We start from the raw sequence: 18,097 nt of genomic DNA on the forward strand, positions 1-18,097 counted from the left end.
AGAATTTGATATAGCTCTTAAATTGACGAAGCTTGCGCTTCATTCAAAAATTGTAAAACTTTTTTTGCCTCATCGTTCAGTTTTCAAAGACCAAATTGTTGTCGTGTTAGCGACTTTTTAATAATAGCGATTTGACTTATGAAAGTCAACCACTTTTTATTATTTTTTTTACTCCCTGATGTTTTTCTGCGTGAACAACATCAGCGACGTTTATTAATATATCAGTATCCTAAAAAATCGTCAACAATTTTTCTAAAAAAACTTTATTTTTTTTGCATCCACTTAATCAAAACACAAAATCGGTCGCTGAATCGCTCCAAATGACAAAGAACGATCCACGACCGATTAAATTTTATGATGACTTAGACGGCATCTGTTTTTTCGTTTTTTTCTTCGCCACTTCAGACGAAGCCGGTTCAGTGACTTGCCCCGTCTGTTGAAAGCGATGAAGCATCAATACTTGATAGGCATTCGCGAACACTAATGTTGCAAGGGCCGGCCAGAGTAATGGAATTTCATCCGTTGTTTGAAGGGCCGGAATCCATTCAATCAAAGTAATGACGGTCATTAAGAAAAGTGTCGGGATGAAAGCACTCATATTCGTTTGTTTCGCTTTACTCGCAGCAACTACCCAAGCGACAATTAATAACACAAGCATCTCGCCGATATAACGCCACATGTGATCATTTCCAAATGCGAGCATCCGTAAATAGACGGCATCAAAGATCGCAAAGGCGATTAACAACACCTGGACGCGATTCCATAGACGTGGCCCTCGGAATAAATCAAGACCGACCCGATGGATGATCAAATAGGCGAAGAAGCCCATCATACTGATCCCGGTCCATGTGCTCGAGTAACTAAGCGCAGTGACAATTGCCTCCCAAGACTGACTGACTAAATAACCCGGGTTCGCTAACAAGTTCATAAGGAACCCGAACAACGTCCCAAAAACGAGCGTTGTCCAAAACAAACGTAAAAATCCTTGTACTTTCATCTCTCACCGATTCACCCTTCTATTTGTTTAATGACTGCTTGCGCTAACTCGTCATACGCATGCTCAAATGGATGACCATCCCGATAGACAGAAGGTGCGAAGTCCTCTTCATTGTCATACGGTTGGCCAAGCGGAATTTGAGCAAGCAACTTACTCTTCAGTGCTTCTGATAGTTTTTCTCCACCACCATAACCGAATACGTATTCTTTTTCGCCTGTCAGTTTACTTTCGAAATAAGCCATGTTCTCAATGATACCTAGTAGTTTATGGTTCGTTTTAATCGCCATTGCCCCAGCACGAGCAGCAACGAAAGCAGCTGTCGCGTGAGGTGTCGTCACAATCAACTCCTGGCATGATGGGAGCATCGAATGGATATCAAGTGCGACATCCCCCGTTCCTGGCGGTAAGTCGAGCAATAGATAGTCTAGGTCGCCCCACTCGACGTCATTGAAGAAGTTATTTAACATTTTTCCGAGCATCGGTCCACGCCAGATAACGGGTGCATTGTCTTCAACGAAAAAGCCCATTGAAATGACCTTCACACCGAAACGCTCGACTGGAATGATCTTTTCGCCGCGAACAACTGGTCGTTCTTCGATGCCAAGCATATCCGGAACACTAAATCCGTAAATGTCCGCATCGATCAATCCAACCTTCTTGCCCGCTCGTGCAAGCGCGACCGCTAAGTTGACAGACACTGTAGATTTCCCTACCCCACCCTTACCTGAAGCGATGGCGATAAATGTTGTCCCTGAATTCTCACGAAGAATCGCCGGCTTTGTCGCTTCCTTCAAACTTTCGTCGTTCAATGCTTCAAAGCGAAGTCCAACCGTCTTAAAGCCTTTCCCCTTGAGCAATGTGACAATCTCTTGTTGTAATTGAAGCTGTTCCCCGCTCCCTGTTTGTCCGAGTGCCACTTTTACACTGACATAATCTTCTTTAATGCGGATGTCTTTTACCCCCGCTGTATCTCCAAGCGTTCGGTTGATCGTTGGATCAACGAGCCCCGCCAATTCCTCGCGTACTTGCTCTACTGTAAGCATATCGCTTCCCCCTTCTAACTGTTTCGATATCAGTATATCAAAAAAAGCGTTTTCTTGACGGCTTCGGAATCGACTATTTCAAACAAAAAACTCTCCACCCGAAAGGATGGAGAGTTCGAACCACACCGCGAAGATTAACGCTTCGAGAATTGTGGTGCGCGACGTGCTGCTTTAAGACCGTATTTTTTACGTTCTTTCATACGAGCGTCACGAGTTAAGAAGCCTTTTTCTTTGAGGCTTGGACGGAATTCTGGGTCCGCTTGAAGAAGCGCACGTGATACACCGTGGCGAATCGCTCCAGCTTGTCCAGTATATCCACCACCGTTAACGTTAACGATTACATCGTATTTTCCTTCTGTTTCAGTCAATACGAGTGGTGATTTAGCCATCATGATCAAAGTCTCATGACCGAAGTATTCTGAGATATCGCGGCCATTTACAACAACTTTACCGTCACCTGCAACGAGGTGAACGCGAGCCACCGAGTGTTTGCGGCGGCCTGTTCCGTAGTAACGTACATCTGCCATCGTTTAGTTCCTCCCTGTGTCTCGATTAACCGCGAAGTTCGTAAACTTCTGGTTTTTGTGCTTCATGCTTGTGTTCAGTTCCAGCGTAAACGTGGAGTTTGTTGAATTGTTGACGACCGAGTGATCCTTTTGGAAGCATCCCTTTGATCGCGAGTTCAAGCATACGCTCTGGACGTTTTGCGAGAAGCTCTTTTGCAGTTTGTGATTTCAAGCCGCCTGGATGACCTGAATGACGGTAGTAGATCTTGTCATTCAACTTGTTACCAGTCAATTTGATTTTCTCAGCGTTGATGATGATGACGTGGTCTCCGCAATCAACGTGTGGTGTGAAAGTCGGCTTGTGCTTACCGCGAAGAAGTGAAGCTACTTCACTAGTCAAACGACCAAGTGTTTTGCCTTCTGCGTCGATAAGGAGCCATTTGCGTTCTACTTCAGATGCTTTAGCCATGAATGTTGTGCGCATGTGGAATACCTCCTAGAAATGTCTGTTCACTTAATTTTTTGATGCTTTATCATAATCCTAGTTTACGGGGCTAAGATTGTGGTTCATCTCTAAATTTGAAAATGAAATGCCAATGAATATAATACGATTTTATAGAAGGAATGTCAATCTACTTTTTCATAATTCACATTCCACAAATATAAACCATGCGGGGGCGCGGTTATTCCCGCCATACGGCGGTCTCTCGCCTCCAACATTTGTGCGATGTCGGCAGGCTCATACTTGCCTCGCCCTATCTCGATGACTGTCCCTACCATAATTCGCACTTGATTGTACAAAAAGCCAGAACCCACGAAACGAAATATGATCTCATCATCTACTTCTAACACTTCCGTTTCATAGATAGTACGAACACGATCCTCGACCTCCGCCTTCGTCACTGAGAACGAAGTGAAGTCATGTGTTCCTACTAACAGCTTCATTGCTTGACGCATCGACTCTAGGTTTAGCGTGTAAGTAACGGTCGCAGCATAGTGTCGTCGAAACGGGTCCTCGGTCTTACGAATATAGTAGCGATATTCTTTTCGCTTGGCCCCGTAGCGAGCATGGAACATAGCATCAGCCTCTTCAGCCTGTTTGACATGGATATCATCCGGCAACATCGCGTTTAGCGCTTTGACGAATCGTTCCGCAGGCATCTGTAGCGACGTATCAAAGTGAATCACTTGTCCTAAGGCATGGACGCCGGCGTCTGTACGACCTGAAGCGACGATTTTTACCGGTTGACGATGCATGCGTGCTAACACCGTCTCAATCTCAGCCTGAACCGTATTGCCGTTCGGTTGTACTTGATATCCCGCATAGTTGGTCCCGTCATAGGCAACTGTCAATTTAATTCGTCTCATCCAATCCCTCTCAATCCAAACAATATGAGTGTCAGTACGACAAAGATAAACAACACCATCGTGTCACGCGTATGCCACTCCATCTCGCGCAATCTCGTCCGTCCTTCACCCCCACGGTAGCCACGCGCTTCCATAGCTGTAGCGAGGTCCTCAGCACGCTTAAACGCTGAGATGAATAATGGGATTAGTAACGGAATAACTCCTTTCAATCGAGACTTCCATGGACCGCTCATCAAATCGACGCCCCGTGCTTGTTGCGCTTTCATAATGCGGTCCGTCTCGTCCGCAAGAGTCGGTAGGAAACGGAGCGAGATGGAGAGCATTAATGCAATCTCATGGGCAGGCACACGAATCCGTTCGAATGGCCGGAGACCAGCTTCAATCGAGTCGGTTAATTCCATCGGTGTCGTCGTCAATGTCACGAGCGTCGTCAACATGACGAGATAGAAGAATCGGAGCGAGACGATCAGGCCCATGCGAACCCCTTCCGAATAAATTGCAACCGGTCCGAATTCGAAGAGGAGGGTGCCGTCACGATTGAATAACAACTGCAAGACCAATGTGAAGACGATTAAAAATAAAATCATGCGTAGCCCGTTCCATAAGTAGCGCCACGATAACTGCGATAGTTTGACCACAAACAACGTGAAAGACAGCAGAAACAAGTTCGTCCATAAATTATCTGCTAAAAAGACGACCGGGATGAACCCTAAAATGAAGAGCGTCTTCGCACGTGCATCGAGTGAGTGGAGCCACGAATGTCCCGGTATATATTGACCGATAATCATGTCGCTCCCCCTTTCAACCGTTCCGCGACCCAATCCGCCAGTTCGCTCTCAGTGCGTACGAGTGGAATTACAGTTTCTCCAAAAGCCGGTGCCATATCGCGGGCGAATCGTAAAACGTGCGGGATGTCGAGCTGGAGACGTCGCACGAGCGTCTCGTCTTGGAACAGGTCAAACGGATCTCCGTCAAACGCCACCTCGCCGCGCTCCATCACCACGACGCGTTCCGCATAGGCGAGCACATCATCCATATCGTGCGAAACGAGAATAAGTGTCAGATTCAATTCTTCTCGTAACCGTTTGAATAAGGCAAGCATATCCCGTCTTCCAATCGGATCGAGACCTGCTGTCGGTTCATCGACGATAAGGACGTCAGGACGACTCGCCAAGACCCCTGCAATCGCAACACGGCGCATTTGTCCGCCCGAGAGATCAAATGGGGAACGTTCCCAAAGTGATTCATCCAAACCAACGAGTCGAAGGGCTTCATGGGCACGTTCTTTCGCTTCGGCATCTGTCGCGCCAAAATTGCGCGGACCGAACATGACGTCGCGTTCGACCGTCTCTTCAAACAATTGATGTTCGGGATATTGAAAGACGAGCCCAACGCGACGCCGAAGCGGCAAGAGATTCTGCTTTTTATCACGACGCGAACGAATCGGTGTGACGGTGATGTCATCGACTACCACACGCCCGTCTGTCGGTCGTAATAATCCGTTCATATGTTGAACAAGCGTCGATTTCCCTGAGCCTGTATGCCCAAGAAACGCAACAAGCGCTCCCGACGGAATGGTTACATTCACATCGCGCAGCGCGGTTCGTTCAAACGGAGTATTGATTTGATATTGATATGTTACTTCTTCAATGCGTATCGGCATAGATGGTTCACCAACTCCGAATGTTGTAGCATCAAACGATCGAGTGGAATGCCACGCTCCTTCAGTTCGAGTTGCATCCGAACGATAAACGGGACATCTAATTGGATGTCACGAAGCGCATCTGGATGTTGAAACACGTCTTCAGGTGTACCGGTCATCGCAATCTTACCTTTCGATAATGCAATGATACGGTCGGCAAACAACACTTCGTCGAGCTCGTGTGTAATAGCGACAACCGTCATCCCTTCCGAGACGAGCTGTCGTACCGTTTGTAATACCTCTTGTCGCCCGATTGGGTCGAGCATCGAGGTCGCTTCATCGAGCACGAGGACACGCGGGCGCATTGCGAGAGCCGCAGCTATCGCAACGCGCTGCTTTTGTCCACCGGATAACTGATGCGGTTCACGGTCCGCTAGTTCCGATAATCCAACGCGCGCTAGACTGTCATCAATTCGACGAACCATTTCTTGACGTGGAAGTCCCATGTTTTCGAGAGAAAATGCCACATCATCGCGCACGGTCGCCCCAACAAATTGATTGTCGGGATTTTGAAAGACAACCCCAATCCGCGTCCGAACGTCCCACACGTCTGCGGCGTTCGACGGATCGAGTGTCTCGACGTGGACTTCCCCCTGTTCAGGAATGAGAAGTCCGTTCCACAATTTCGTCAGTGTCGACTTGCCAGAACCATTATGGCCGACAATCGCAAGCCATTCCCCTTTGTACACATCGAGCGATAGACCGTTAAGTGCCGGCTCAGATTGTCCAGGGTAATGAAATACGACATCCCGTACCATAATTTGTGCTTCCATAGGTCGACTCCTTTCTTATGTGGAAACAGGGCACTACGTCACCGCATGCCCTGTCGACTGCCTAATGAATTAGACGAGTTCGATGATTACAACTTCTGCACCATCACCGCGGCGTGGGCCGACTTTCATGATGCGCGTGTATCCACCTTGACGTTCAGCGTAGCGTGGTGCCACGTCTTCGAACAATTTTTGGATAGCGTCTTTTTCTCCAGCGTTCTCTTTACGAACGAATGAAGCTACTTGACGACGGGCATGAAGATCGCCACGTTTCCCAAGAGTGATCAATTTTTCAACGACTGGGCGAAGTTCTTTCGCTTTTTGTTCAGTTGTTTGAATGCGCTCGTTGATGATTAGGTCAGTTGCAAGATCACGCAAAAGCGCCTTGCGTTGCGAGCTTGTACGGCCAAGTTTCGAATAAGCCATTACATTTCCCTCCTTCGGTTGAACTTAGTCTTCTTTACGCAAGCCCAAACCGAGTTCGTCCAACTTGTGTTGAACTTCTTCGAGTGATTTACGTCCGAGGTTACGAACTTTCATCATCTCTTCCTCTGATTTGTTTGCGAGTTCTTGAACAGTGTTGATGCCAGCGCGCTTCAAGCAGTTGTACGAACGAACTGAGAGATCGAGTTCTTCAATCGTCATTTCGAGTACTTTTTCTTTTTGGTCTTCTTCTTTCTCGACCATAATTTCTGCATTGAGAGCTTCATCTGTCAAACCAACGAAGATGTTCAAGTGTTCCGTCAAAATTTTAGCCCCTAATGATACAGCTTCTTCCGGACGAATTGAACCATCTGTCCACACGTCTAATAAAAGCTTATCGAAGCTAGCGTCTTGACCGACACGTGTTTTGTCTACTTCGTAGTTCACGCGTTGAATCGGTGTATAGATCGAATCGATTGGAATGACACCAATCGGCATATCATCACGTTTGTTATCTTCTGCCTGGACGTAACCACGACCACGGCGAGCAGTCAAACGCATGCGAAGCGTCGCATTGTCAGCGAGAGTCGCGATGTAGAGCTCAGGATTCAAGATTTCAACGTCGCTATCATGGGTAATGTCTGCCGCAGTGACAGCACCGGCACTTGAAACGTTAATCTCAAGCGTTTTCTCTTCTTCCGAGTACACTTTTAGTGCTAACTTCTTGAGGTTTAGTACGATTTGAGTGACGTCTTCGACGACACCGTCAATCGTAGAGAACTCGTGAAGCACGCCATCGATTTGAACCGCTGTTACCGCTGCACCTGGGAGCGATGACAATAGAATTCGACGTAGTGAGTTACCGAGAGTAGTGCCATATCCACGTTCAAGCGGTTCTACTACGAATTTACCAAACGTAGCGTCCTCGCTGATTTCGACCGTTTCGATCTTTGGTTTTTCAATCTCGATCATCTGAACCCCTCCTTGAGTATATCCTGCCGTGCAGTTTGAACTGCTAAAGTATATGCTGTCGTGCTAGGTAAACCCTTCACACGTTCAAGCGATTATACGCGGCGACGTTTCGGAGGGCGGCAACCGTTGTGCGGAACTGGAGTTACGTCACGGATTGCAGTAACTTCAAGACCAGTAGCTTGGAGTGCACGGATAGCCGCTTCACGTCCAGCACCAGGACCTTTAACGTTAACTTCTACTGTACGCATACCGTTGTCCATTGCAACTTTCGCTGCAGTTTCAGCAGCCAATTGTGCTGCGAATGGAGTCGATTTACGTGATCCTTTAAATCCAAGGTTACCAGAAGTAGCCCATGAGATCGCGTTACCTTGCGTGTCAGTGATTGTGATGATTGTGTTGTTGAATGTAGAACGGATGTGTACCACACCGACTTCAACATGTTTTTTAACTTTACGTTTAGAACGTACGTTTTGCTTACGTTTCGCCATTGTTCAATTCCCTCCTTTACTTCTTCTTGTTCGCTACTGTACGGCGTGGGCCTTTACGAGTACGCGAGTTGTTCTTCGTGTTTTGACCGCGAACAGGGAGACTACGGCGATGACGGATACCGCGGTATGCGCCGATCTCGATCAAACGTTTGATGTTAAGTGAAACTTCACGACGAAGGTCACCTTCAACTTTGATTCCGTCAATTGCTTCACGGATACGGTTGAGTTCATCTTCAGTAAGGTCGCGTGTGCGTGTCTCTTCAGAAACGTTAGCTGCCTTCAAAATTTCTTGTGCTTTTGTTTTACCAATACCATAGATGTATGTGAGCGAAATAACGATACGTTTTTCGCGTGGAATATCTACACCAGCAATACGTGCCATGTGTGCACCTCCTCTGAAATTAACCTTGTTTTTGTTTGTGTTTCGGGTTTTCGCAAATTACCATTACTTTACCCTTACGACGAATGACTTTACATTTTTCGCAAATCGGTTTTACCGACGGTCTTACTTTCATGAGTATACCCTCCTCCTGGAAAAATCGGAGTTACTTATAACGGTACGTAATCCGCCCGCGAGTCAAGTCGTATGGAGACAACTCAACAGTTACGCGGTCACCTGGAAGGATCCGAATGTAGTGCATCCGAATTTTCCCTGAGACGTGCGCGAGCACCGTGTGGCCGTTTTCTAACTCCACTTTAAACATTGCGTTCGGAAGTGGTTCGACAACAGTGCCTTCCACTTCAATGACATCTTGTTTCGCCATCATTTATTCCCCTTTCTATATGAAAATCTTTAGGAGCACAGACGATCTATTGCCATCTACTGTGAGAGAAGGATCCATGACGGATCAGTATGGAACAATAGAGCCTCATTCACCGGAATCGAGTTTCGTTAAAATCTCGTATCCATCGTCTGTGATGGCGATGGTGTGCTCAAAGTGGGCGCACATGCTACCGTCCACTGTGACAACTGTCCAGTTATCAGTCAGTGTTCGAACATAGCGTTGACCAGCGTTCACCATTGGTTCAATGGCTAACGTCATCCCAGTCTTCAGGCGCGGCCCTTTCCCCGGTGGACCATAGTGTGGAATTTGCGGCTCTTCATGCAAATCTTGTCCAACACCATGACCGACGTATTCGCGGACGACAGAGAAATCATTTGATTCAACATATGCTTGAATCGCATGCGAAATATCTGTCAATCGCCCTCCAGCCTTGGCGTGCTCCAATCCTTTATACAGACTTTCTTCGGTTACGTCAAGTAGCCGCTGTGTCTCTTCTGAGATTGTTCCCACTGGATAAGTCCAAGCGGAATCTCCATGATATCCATTGTAGTAGGCACCGATATCGATTGAGATGATATCTCCATCTTTCAATACCCGTTTTCCTGGAATACCATGAACAAGCTCTTCGTTCACCGAAGCACAAACACTACCGGTAAAACCGTTGTAGCCTTTGAACGATGGTGTCGCACCTTGGCTGCGAATGTAATCTTCCGCAATCCGGTCGAGCTCAAGCGTCGTGATTCCTGGTTTAATGTGCTGTTTGAGCACCTGGTGCGTTCGAGCAACAATTTGCCCAGCCTCACGCATAATCGCAATTTCACGAGGCGTCTTCGTGATGATCATTCAGTATCACCAAGTAATGCTTTGACATCGGCATACACGACATCGATTGGACGATCTCCATCCAATGTACGAAGATACCCTTTTTCAGCGTAAAAGTCAATGAGTGGTTTCGATTGCTCGATGTTGACTTCAAGGCGACGGCGAACCGTTTCCTCTTTATCGTCTTCACGTTGCATAAGAGCCGACCCATCCACATCACAGATGCCTTCCACTTTTGGTGGGTTGAAGATCACATGATATGTCGCGCCACACGTTGGGCAGATCCAACGACCTGTCAAGCGTGGAACGAGAATTTCCGCATCCACATCGATGTTGACGACGTGGTCAATCTGTTTCCCCAAATCTTTAAGCAAACTTTCGAGTGCCTCTGCTTGAGCAACAGTACGCGGGAATCCATCGAGTAAGAAACCTTTTTCTGTGTCATCTTGACTAAGACGTTCCCGTACGATTCCGATTGTTACCTCATCCGGTACGAGTTCACCTTTATCCATGAATGACTTAGCTTCTTTACCGAGTGGCGTTCCGCCTTTGATTGCCGCACGAAACATGTCGCCTGTCGAAATGTGAGGGATTTGGTACTCTTCTACAATTTTAGCAGCTTGAGTCCCTTTCCCAGCACCCGGTAAGCCCATGAGTACTAGATTCATCTCGGTTAGCCTCCAGTTTTGATTTTCACGAAGATCTCGTAAACACGACAGGAAGGAAGGGTTGACCCTTCCTTCCGCTTTAACGGATAAAGCCTTTATAGTGTCGTTTTACAAGTTGACTCTCGATTTGTTTCATCGTTTCGAGGGCTACCCCGATGACGATCAATAAGCTCGTTCCTCCGATTTGAACGGAAGTTGGAAGACCGGCAAGCTTAATGAAGATTGTCGGCATGATCGCCACGAACGATAAGAAAATCGCTCCGAAGAAAGTCAATCGATACAGCAACTTCGTGATGTACTGTTCTGTTTGCGCCCCAGGACGAATCCCAGGAATATAACCACCTTGCTTCTGCAAGTTTTCTGCCATCTGCTCTGGATTCACCTGAACAAATGTATAGAAGTAAGAGAACGCAATGATTAACGCAACATAAATCGACATTCCGATTGGCGCCGTCGTGTCAAAGTACGTTTGTAATTTTTGCGTTGTCTCTGGAGAAGCAATGAAGCTTGCAACAGTTGGCGGTGTTACCATGAAGGAAATCGCGAAGATTACCGGGATAACACCTGCTGCGTTTAGCTTGATTGGCAAGTGCGTCGACTGTCCGCCCACTGGGGTACGGTTTGCCGTGCGTTTTGCATATTGGATTGGGATTTTGCGTGCCGCTTGTTGAACATAAATGATCCCAACCGTCACGGCCAAAATCACAAGGGCCAATACAACCAAGTAAACGATATTAATGAACAATGCATCTCCAGCGTTTTGGAGTTTTGTTTCATAAACCTGCGTAAAGATTCTTGGGAACCCGGCGACGATACCCGCGAAGATGATGATGGAAATACCATTCCCAACACCTTTCTCCGTTGTCATTTCACCAAGGAACATCAAGAACGCTGTACCCGCAGTGAGTACAATCGCGATCACAAAGTAAGTTGCCGTTCCCCATGTCTCATTGACGAGACCTGGGTACAGGCGGTTAAATCCAAACGACAATGATGTCGCTTGAACAAAGCCTAAGATGATCGTCCCATAGCGCGTGACCGTCGCTAACTTTTTACGGCCCGCCTCTCCTTGTTTGGCCCATTCGGCAAACTTTGGAACGACGTCCATTTGTAAAAGTTGCACAACGATCGATGCCGTGATGTACGGCATGATCCCCATTGCGAACAAGGAGAAGTTCTGTAAAGCATTTCCTCCAAACAAGTTCAAGAAGTCAAGAAGACCTCCTGAGTCAAAACGCAACACATCCGTATTCACCATCGGCACCGGGATATGAGCCCCGATGCGGAAAATGATGATGATTGCGAGTGTGAAGAGAATACGCTGTCGAATATCTTTCACGCGCCACATATTGGAGATCGTCTGAAACATCAGATCACCTCAACTGTACCGCCAGCTGCTTCGATCGCTTCTTTCGCTGCACCCGAGAACTTGTTGGCTTTTACAGTCAATTTAGTTTCAAGCTTGCCGTTGGCAAGAACTTTGATTCCGTCTTTAGCAGAGCTGACAACACCAGTCTCAATTAAGAGTTCTGGAGTAACTTCAGTACCTGCTTCGAAACGGTTAAGCGTGTCTAGGGAAACAACCGCATACTCTTTACGAGTTGGGTTGTTGAAACCGCGTTTTGGAAGACGACGGTAAAGTGGATTTTGTCCACCTTCAAATCCTGGACGAACGCCACCGCCCGAACGAGCTTTTTGACCTTTGTGTCCACGACCAGAAGTTTTACCGTTACCAGTCGCCATTCCGCGACCGACACGGTTACGTTCGTGACGTGAACCTGGAGTTGGCTTCAATTCATGGAGTTTCATAGTGGCACCTCCTTATTTATTAAAATCTTTATTATTCGTTGATTTCTTTTACAGTCACAAGGTGCGACACTTTGTTGATCATACCGCGCATCGCGACGTTGTCAGGGACAACGACCGTTTGATGCATTTTACGAAGACCGAGTGTACGTACAGTAACACGCTGACCTTCCGGACGACCAATAGTGCTGCGTGTGAGGGTGATTGCGAGTTTCGCCATGTCTAGTTCCCTCCCTTAGTTAAGAAGTTCTTCTACGCTTTTACCACGTAGTTTAGCAACTTCCTCTGCTTTTTTGAGCTCTGTCAAGCCTTGAACCGTCGCACGGACGATGTTGATCGGTGTGTTTGAACCTAACGATTTCGAAAGGATGTCACCTACACCTGCAAGTTCGAGCACCGCACGAACTGGACCACCAGCGATAACCCCAGTACCTTCAGAAGCTGGTTTCATGAATACACGACCTGCTCCGAATACTCCTGTGATTTCGTGTGGAATTGTTGTACCAACCATAGGTACTTGTACCATGTTTTTCTTAGCGGCTTCAATAGCCTTGCGAATCGCTTCTGGCACCTCTTGTGCCTTACCTGTACCGAAACCGACGTGACCATTTTTGTCACCTACGACTACGAGAGCAGCAAAACGGAAGCGGCGGCCACCTTTTACGACTTTCGCGACGCGGTTTACGGTAACAACGCGTTCTTCAAGTTGTTCCATGTTAACGTCTAACTGGCGCATCGAGTGTCCCCTCCTTTTTATTAGAATTTAAGACCTGCTTCACGAGCTGCTTCTGCAACAGCTTTGACGCGGCCATGATAGAGGTATCCACCACGGTCGAACACAACTGTGTCGATACCTTTCTCGAGTGCACGTTCTGCAGCAAGTTTACCAACAGCTTTCGCTGCTTCAACGTTACCGCCATTTGTAAGATCGAGAGCTTTATCTTTCGAAGATGCAGACACAAGCGTTGTTTGTGCCGCGTCATCGATAAGTTGAACGTAAATGTGTTTGCTCGAACGGAATACGTTCAAACGTGGACGAGCTGCCGTCCCCGTGATCGTACGACGTACGCGAGCATGACGCTTTTTACGAACTGCATTTTTATCTGCTTTTGTGATCATTTATGCCACTCCTTTCCGTTCATTTCGTGACGAATTACTTACCAGTCTTACCTTCTTTACGGCGAATACGTTCATCAGAGTAACGAACACCTTTACCTTTGTAAGGTTCTGGAGCACGGTACGAGCGGATTTGAGCAGCAACGTGACCGACGCGCTCTTTGTTAATCCCTTTTACGATGATTTGCGTGTTTGAAGGAACTTCGATTTCGATACCTTCCTCAGCAACGTACTCGATTGGGTGCGAGTAACCGAGGTTGAGGACGAGTTTGTTACCTTGCTTCGTAGCACGGTAACCAACCCCCGAGATCTCAAGTGTTTTTTGGAATCCGTTCGACACACCTTGTACCATGTTGGCAATAAGGGCACGTGTCGTACCGTGAATTGTACGGCTTTCTTTCGATTCGTCTGGACGAACAACCGTCAATTCGTTCTCTTCAATTTTGATTTCCAATGCCGGGTTAGCTGAAAGCGAAAGTTCACCTTTAGCACCTTTTACTGTGACCGTGTTGTCATTAGCAACTGTTACAGTAACGCCAGCAGGAATCGTAACTGGTTTTTTACCAATACGTGACATTGATTACACCTCCGTTCTTGTTAGAAAAGTGACTTACCAGATGTAGGCGAGCACTTCGCCGCCGACTTGTTGTTGGCGAGCTTCTTTATCAGTCATAAGACCTTTAGATGTCGAAAGAACTGCGATTCCGAGTCCTCCGAGTACTTTTGGTACTTCATCAGCTTTTGCGTATACACGAAGACCTGGTTTCGAAATACGTTTGAGACCAGTGATTACACGTTCGTTGCTTGCTCCATATTTAAGGAAAAGACGAAGTGTACCTTGTTTAGCGTCCTCGATATATTCAACATCGCGAATGAAACCTTCACGCTTAAGGATTTCAGCGATCTCACGTTTAATGTTCGAAGCTGGGAGCTCCATTTTTTCATGGCGAACCATGTTAGCGTTACGGATACGTGTAAGCATATCTGCAATAGGGTCTGTCATTACCATGCGATGTACCTCCTTTCACACTGTTAGTGGATTACCAGCTTGCTTTTTTAACACCAGGGATTTGACCTTTGTATGCAAGATCACGGAACTTGATACGGCTGATCCCGAATTTACCCATGTAACCATGCGGACGACCTGTGATGCTGCAACGGTTGTGCAAGCGTACAGGTGACGAGTTACGTGGCAATTTGCTGAGTCCGATATAATCGCCTTCAGCTTTCAACTTCGCACGCTTTTCAGCGTACTGGGCAACGAGTTTCTCGCGTTTAAGTTCGCGATTCACCATTGACTTTTTAGCCATGTTGTCGACCTCCCTTTAGATTATTTTTGGAATGGCATACCGAGAAGTGTGAGTAATTCACGTGCTTCTTCGTCTGTGTTTGCTGTTGTAACAACAACGATGTCCATACCGCGTACTTTAGATACTTTATCGTAATCGATCTCAGGGAAAATAAGTTGCTCTTTCACGCCAAGCGTGTAGTTACCGCGTCCGTCGAATGCTTTCTTCGATACACCGCGGAAGTCACGTACACGTGGAAGTGAAACAGTTACCAATTTGTCGAGGAAATCGTACATACGCTCGCCACGAAGTGTAACCTTCGCACCGATTGGCATACCTTCACGAAGCTTGAAACCAGCGATTGATTTCTTCGCTTTCGTTACGAGTGGTTTTTGACCAGAAAGAATTGATAATTCTTCCACTGCCATGTCAAGTGCTTTCGAGTTCGAAACAGCATCACCTACACCCATGTTGATGACGATCTTTTCGATTTTCGGTACTTGCATGACTGAGTCATAGTTGAATTTATCCATCATCGCTTTCACGATGTCGCTTTTATACTTCTCTTGCAAACGGTTCATAGTCGAATGGACCTCCTTTCGTCACGTTCTTCTTATTTATCGAGTACTTCGCCCGATTTCGCGACACGAACTTTTTTACCATCGACTACTTTGAAACCAACACGAGTTGGTTTGCCAGTTTTAGGGTCGAGTGGCATTACGTTCGAGACGTGAATTGGTGCTTCGATCTCAAGGATCCCGCCTTGTGGATTCGCTTGTGATGGTTTCGCGTGTTTTTTCATCACGTTTACACCTTCAACCAATACGCGGTTCTTGCTTGGCATAGCTTTGAGGATAACCCCTTGCTTGCCTTTATCTTTACCAGACATTACCTGGACTGTATCGCCTTTTTTAACATGCATCGTTTGCGCACCTCCTTATAGGATTGAAATTGGAAATTAAAGTACTTCCGGTGCCAACGAAACGATCTTCATGAATTCTTTTTCACGAAGTTCACGTGCAACTGGCCCGAAGATCCGTGTGCCGCGTGGGCTCTTGTCATCTTTGATAATGACTGCTGCGTTCTCATCGAAACGGATGTACGAACCATCTTTACGACGAGCGCCGCGTTTTGTACGAACGACAACTGCTCTGACAACGTCACCTTTTTTAACAACGCCACCTGGTGTTGCTTGTTTTACCGTTGCGACGATAACGTCACCGATGTTTGCAGTCTTACGACCAGAACCACCGAGAACCTTAATTGTCAACAGTTCACGCGCGCCAGAGTTGTCTGCTACTTTCAAGCGAGATTCTTGTTGAATCATGCGAGTGTACCTCCCTCCGGATGTTTAATAAATCCGAACTGTTATTAGATGATTACTGATTCTTCTACTACTGTTACAAGACGGAAACGTTTGTCTTTAGAAAGAGGACGTGTTTCCGCGATGCGAACGATATCGCCCACTTTAGCGACGTTGTTCTCATCGTGTGCTTTATATTTTTTCGTGTAGTTTACACGTTTGCCATAAAGTTTATGACGAACCTTTGTTTCTACTGCGACGACGATCGTTTTGTCCATTTTGTCAGACACGACGCGACCAGTGAACACTTTACGGTTGTTGCGTTCCATGAGTGTTACCTCCTCTCAAGAATCCGATGTAATTAGGCGTTGTTGATGCCGAGTTCGCGTTCACGAAGAATCGTTTTAGCACGCGCAATCGACTTGCGTACTTCACGGATACGAGCAGGATTCTCAAGCTGACCTGTAGCAAGTTGGAAGCGCAGGTTAAAGAGTTCTTCTTTCCACTCGCCCACTTTACCGTTGAGCTCTTCAGTTGTTGATTGACGGAGATCAGTTGCTTTCATTCGTATCACCACCATTTTCTTCACGTTTCACGAACTTACATTTCACTGGAAGTTTGTGCGATGCAAGACGAAGTGCCTCACGTGCCACTTCCTCAGATACACCTGCGATTTCGAACATTACTTTGCCAGGCTTAACTACAGCTACCCAGCCTTCTGGAGCACCTTTACCCGAACCCATTCGGACTTCGAGAGGCTTTTTAGTGTAAGGTTTGTGTGGGAAGATCTTGATCCACACTTTACCACCACGTTTCATATAACGTGTCATTGCAATACGTGCTGATTCGATTTGACGGTTTGTAATCCAGCTCGCTTCGAGAGCTTGGAGACCGAACTCACCGAAGTGTACAGTTGTGCCGCGTTTAGCGTTCCCGCGCATTTTACCACGGTGTACACGACGATATTTCACGCGTTTAGGTAACAACATAGTGTGTTGCCTCCTTCCTGAAAGAGTGTTTATTATTCAGCGTTTTTCGCTGTATTGTTTTTTGTTGGAAGAACTTCACCGTGGTATAACCAAACTTTTACGCCGATTTTACCGTAAGTTGTGTCAGCTTCAGCTGTTCCGTAGTCGATGTCGGCACGGAGTGTGTGAAGTGGAACTGTTCCTTCCGAGTATTTCTCTGAACGAGCGATATCAGCGCCACCAAGACGACCAGAAACTTCTGTTTTGATCCCTTTGATGCCTGTGCGCATCGAACGTTGAATTGATTGTTTCATTGCACGACGGAATGATACACGACCTTCCAATTGACGAGCAATGTTTTCTGCTACAAGCTTCGCTACAGCGTCAGCATTTTTCACTTCAACAACGTTGATGTGAACGCGTTTCCCGTCAGCGAGTTTTGTGATGTGTTTACGGAGTGATTCGATTTCAGAACCACCTTTACCGATTACCATACCTGGCTTCGCAGTGTGAAGCGAAATGTTCACGCGGTTTGCAGCGCGTTCGATTTCAACTTTAGAAACACTAGCATCCTTCATTTTGTTTTCGATGTATTCACGAATAACGAAGTCTTCATGAAGGAGATCAGCGTAGTCTTTCTCAGCGTACCAACGCGAATCCCAGTCTTTGATAACACCAACGCGAAGACCGTGCGGATTTACCTTTTGACCCACTACATATCCCTCCTTATTTCTCAGTTACCACGATGTGGATGTGGCTTGTGCGTTTGTTAATGCGGCTTGCGCGACCCATCGCACGTGGGCGGAAGCGTTTGAGTGTTGGACCTTCGTTGACAAAAGCTTCTGTTACAACAAGGTTCTCAATGTTCATATCGTAGTTGTGCTCTGCGTTAGCAATCGCTGATTTTAATACTTTCTCAACGACTGGCGATGCTGCCTTGTTTGTGTGAGCAAGGACAGAGAGCGCTTCGCCGACTTGTTTCCCGCGAATTAAGTCTACAACGAGACGTGCTTTGCGAGGAGCAAGACGGACCATATTAGCTGATGCTTTAGCTTGCATGGATTTGACCTC

The 18,097-nt window shown here is 46.8% G+C and carries 32 protein-coding genes; all 32 read right to left on the minus strand.

Annotated features, from left to right (window positions below; genetic code table 11):
- Positions 1–352: 352 nt before the first annotated feature.
- The 32 genes from KNO96_RS13500 to rplV all read right to left on the minus strand — a co-directional run bounded on the left by KNO96_RS13500 (position 353) and on the right by rplV (position 18,085).
- Positions 353–973 (minus strand): KinB-signaling pathway activation protein, encoded by a 621-nt coding sequence (locus tag KNO96_RS13500; RefSeq protein WP_235181820.1) that lies wholly within the window; start codon positions 971–973, stop codon positions 353–355.
- Positions 974–1,008: 35 nt separating this feature from the next.
- A complete protein-coding gene (locus KNO96_RS13505) occupies positions 1,009–2,040 on the minus strand; it encodes a P-loop NTPase (protein WP_214704367.1) in 1,032 nt (343 codons plus the stop codon).
- Positions 2,041–2,174: 134 nt separating this feature from the next.
- A complete protein-coding gene (rpsI, locus tag KNO96_RS13510) occupies positions 2,175–2,567 on the minus strand; it encodes a 30S ribosomal protein S9 (RefSeq protein WP_012727644.1) in 393 nt (130 codons plus the stop codon).
- A gap of 25 nt (positions 2,568–2,592) precedes the next feature.
- Entirely contained in the window at positions 2,593–3,030 is a 438-nt protein-coding gene (gene rplM / locus KNO96_RS13515; protein WP_026824852.1) for a 50S ribosomal protein L13, read from the minus strand.
- A gap of 143 nt (positions 3,031–3,173) precedes the next feature.
- Positions 3,174–3,914, minus strand: coding sequence for a tRNA pseudouridine(38-40) synthase TruA (truA, locus tag KNO96_RS13520; protein ID WP_214704369.1), 741 nt, complete (start codon positions 3,912–3,914; stop codon positions 3,174–3,176).
- On the minus strand, positions 3,911–4,702 hold the full coding sequence (locus tag KNO96_RS13525; RefSeq protein ID WP_026824850.1) for an energy-coupling factor transporter transmembrane component T family protein: 792 nt from the start codon (positions 4,700–4,702) through the stop codon (positions 3,911–3,913). Before KNO96_RS13525 ends, truA begins: the two co-directional genes overlap by 4 nt.
- A complete protein-coding gene (locus KNO96_RS13530) occupies positions 4,699–5,577 on the minus strand; it encodes an energy-coupling factor transporter ATPase (RefSeq protein WP_026824849.1) in 879 nt (292 codons plus the stop codon). The genes KNO96_RS13525 and KNO96_RS13530 overlap by 4 nt, the downstream gene beginning before the upstream one ends.
- Entirely contained in the window at positions 5,553–6,389 is an 837-nt protein-coding gene (locus KNO96_RS13535; RefSeq protein ID WP_214704372.1) for an energy-coupling factor transporter ATPase, read from the minus strand. The genes KNO96_RS13530 and KNO96_RS13535 overlap by 25 nt, the downstream gene beginning before the upstream one ends.
- 69 nt (positions 6,390–6,458) lie before the next feature.
- On the minus strand, positions 6,459–6,812 hold the full coding sequence (gene rplQ / locus KNO96_RS13540; protein WP_012727650.1) for a 50S ribosomal protein L17: 354 nt from the start codon (positions 6,810–6,812) through the stop codon (positions 6,459–6,461).
- A 24-nt stretch (positions 6,813–6,836) separates the two neighbouring features.
- A complete protein-coding gene (locus KNO96_RS13545; RefSeq protein ID WP_026824847.1) occupies positions 6,837–7,781 on the minus strand; it encodes a DNA-directed RNA polymerase subunit alpha in 945 nt (314 codons plus the stop codon).
- A 92-nt stretch (positions 7,782–7,873) separates the two neighbouring features.
- Complete coding sequence (gene rpsK, locus KNO96_RS13550; RefSeq protein ID WP_021066624.1) at positions 7,874–8,269, minus strand: 30S ribosomal protein S11; 396 nt, start codon at positions 8,267–8,269, stop codon at positions 7,874–7,876.
- 16 nt (positions 8,270–8,285) lie between these two features.
- A complete protein-coding gene (gene rpsM, locus KNO96_RS13555) occupies positions 8,286–8,651 on the minus strand; it encodes a 30S ribosomal protein S13 (RefSeq protein ID WP_012727653.1) in 366 nt (121 codons plus the stop codon).
- A 19-nt stretch (positions 8,652–8,670) separates the two neighbouring features.
- Complete coding sequence (gene rpmJ / locus KNO96_RS13560) at positions 8,671–8,784, minus strand: 50S ribosomal protein L36 (RefSeq protein ID WP_003156543.1); 114 nt, start codon at positions 8,782–8,784, stop codon at positions 8,671–8,673.
- Positions 8,785–8,814: 30 nt separating this feature from the next.
- Complete coding sequence (gene infA, locus KNO96_RS13565; RefSeq protein WP_021066622.1) at positions 8,815–9,033, minus strand: translation initiation factor IF-1; 219 nt, start codon at positions 9,031–9,033, stop codon at positions 8,815–8,817.
- Between the two features lie 105 nt (positions 9,034–9,138).
- Positions 9,139–9,897, minus strand: coding sequence for a type I methionyl aminopeptidase (map, locus tag KNO96_RS13570; protein WP_026824846.1), 759 nt, complete (start codon positions 9,895–9,897; stop codon positions 9,139–9,141).
- Positions 9,894–10,544 carry an adenylate kinase gene (locus KNO96_RS13575; protein ID WP_026824845.1) on the minus strand — a complete coding sequence of 217 codons (651 nt, stop codon included), beginning with the start codon at positions 10,542–10,544 and terminating at the stop codon, positions 9,894–9,896. The genes map and KNO96_RS13575 overlap by 4 nt, the downstream gene beginning before the upstream one ends.
- A 79-nt stretch (positions 10,545–10,623) precedes the next feature.
- Positions 10,624–11,913, minus strand: coding sequence for a preprotein translocase subunit SecY (secY, locus tag KNO96_RS13580; protein ID WP_026824844.1), 1,290 nt, complete (start codon positions 11,911–11,913; stop codon positions 10,624–10,626).
- Entirely contained in the window at positions 11,913–12,353 is a 441-nt protein-coding gene (rplO, locus tag KNO96_RS13585) for a 50S ribosomal protein L15 (protein ID WP_012727658.1), read from the minus strand. Before rplO ends, secY begins: the two co-directional genes overlap by 1 nt.
- 31 nt (positions 12,354–12,384) lie before the next feature.
- Positions 12,385–12,570, minus strand: coding sequence for a 50S ribosomal protein L30 (gene rpmD, locus KNO96_RS13590; protein ID WP_012727659.1), 186 nt, complete (start codon positions 12,568–12,570; stop codon positions 12,385–12,387).
- Between the two features lie 15 nt (positions 12,571–12,585).
- The gene (rpsE, locus tag KNO96_RS13595) at positions 12,586–13,086 is read right to left on the minus strand and encodes a 30S ribosomal protein S5 (RefSeq protein WP_012727660.1); all 501 of its coding nucleotides are present in this window, start codon (positions 13,084–13,086) and stop codon (positions 12,586–12,588) included.
- A gap of 20 nt (positions 13,087–13,106) precedes the next feature.
- Positions 13,107–13,469 (minus strand): 50S ribosomal protein L18, encoded by a 363-nt coding sequence (gene rplR / locus KNO96_RS13600; RefSeq protein ID WP_012727661.1) that lies wholly within the window; start codon positions 13,467–13,469, stop codon positions 13,107–13,109.
- A 34-nt stretch (positions 13,470–13,503) separates the two neighbouring features.
- Positions 13,504–14,043, minus strand: coding sequence for a 50S ribosomal protein L6 (rplF, locus tag KNO96_RS13605; RefSeq protein WP_026824843.1), 540 nt, complete (start codon positions 14,041–14,043; stop codon positions 13,504–13,506).
- Between the two features lie 33 nt (positions 14,044–14,076).
- Positions 14,077–14,475, minus strand: coding sequence for a 30S ribosomal protein S8 (gene rpsH / locus KNO96_RS13610; RefSeq protein ID WP_026824842.1), 399 nt, complete (start codon positions 14,473–14,475; stop codon positions 14,077–14,079).
- Between the two features lie 31 nt (positions 14,476–14,506).
- Positions 14,507–14,776 carry a 30S ribosomal protein S14 gene (rpsN, locus tag KNO96_RS13615; RefSeq protein ID WP_012727664.1) on the minus strand — a complete coding sequence of 90 codons (270 nt, stop codon included), beginning with the start codon at positions 14,774–14,776 and terminating at the stop codon, positions 14,507–14,509.
- A 20-nt stretch (positions 14,777–14,796) separates the two neighbouring features.
- Positions 14,797–15,336, minus strand: a complete 540-nt coding sequence (gene rplE / locus KNO96_RS13620) for a 50S ribosomal protein L5 (RefSeq protein ID WP_026824841.1) — start codon at positions 15,334–15,336, stop codon at positions 14,797–14,799.
- Positions 15,337–15,368: 32 nt separating this feature from the next.
- The gene (rplX, locus tag KNO96_RS13625) at positions 15,369–15,677 is read right to left on the minus strand and encodes a 50S ribosomal protein L24 (protein ID WP_026824840.1); all 309 of its coding nucleotides are present in this window, start codon (positions 15,675–15,677) and stop codon (positions 15,369–15,371) included.
- 36 nt (positions 15,678–15,713) lie between these two features.
- Positions 15,714–16,082 carry a 50S ribosomal protein L14 gene (rplN, locus tag KNO96_RS13630; protein WP_026824839.1) on the minus strand — a complete coding sequence of 123 codons (369 nt, stop codon included), beginning with the start codon at positions 16,080–16,082 and terminating at the stop codon, positions 15,714–15,716.
- Between the two features lie 44 nt (positions 16,083–16,126).
- Positions 16,127–16,387, minus strand: a complete 261-nt coding sequence (gene rpsQ, locus KNO96_RS13635; RefSeq protein WP_012727668.1) for a 30S ribosomal protein S17 — start codon at positions 16,385–16,387, stop codon at positions 16,127–16,129.
- 32 nt (positions 16,388–16,419) lie between these two features.
- Positions 16,420–16,623, minus strand: coding sequence for a 50S ribosomal protein L29 (rpmC, locus tag KNO96_RS13640; protein WP_026824838.1), 204 nt, complete (start codon positions 16,621–16,623; stop codon positions 16,420–16,422).
- Positions 16,610–17,047 (minus strand): 50S ribosomal protein L16, encoded by a 438-nt coding sequence (gene rplP / locus KNO96_RS13645; protein WP_012727670.1) that lies wholly within the window; start codon positions 17,045–17,047, stop codon positions 16,610–16,612. Before rplP ends, rpmC begins: the two co-directional genes overlap by 14 nt.
- 32 nt (positions 17,048–17,079) lie before the next feature.
- On the minus strand, positions 17,080–17,739 hold the full coding sequence (rpsC, locus tag KNO96_RS13650) for a 30S ribosomal protein S3 (RefSeq protein WP_026824837.1): 660 nt from the start codon (positions 17,737–17,739) through the stop codon (positions 17,080–17,082).
- A 13-nt stretch (positions 17,740–17,752) separates the two neighbouring features.
- On the minus strand, positions 17,753–18,085 hold the full coding sequence (gene rplV, locus KNO96_RS13655; RefSeq protein ID WP_024372186.1) for a 50S ribosomal protein L22: 333 nt from the start codon (positions 18,083–18,085) through the stop codon (positions 17,753–17,755).
- Positions 18,086–18,097 lie beyond the last annotated feature (12 nt).

Origin of the sequence: Exiguobacterium sp. s89 (genome assembly GCF_018617735.1) — a bacterium.
Classification (GTDB): Bacteria; Bacillota; Bacilli; order Exiguobacteriales; family Exiguobacteriaceae; genus Exiguobacterium; species Exiguobacterium marinum.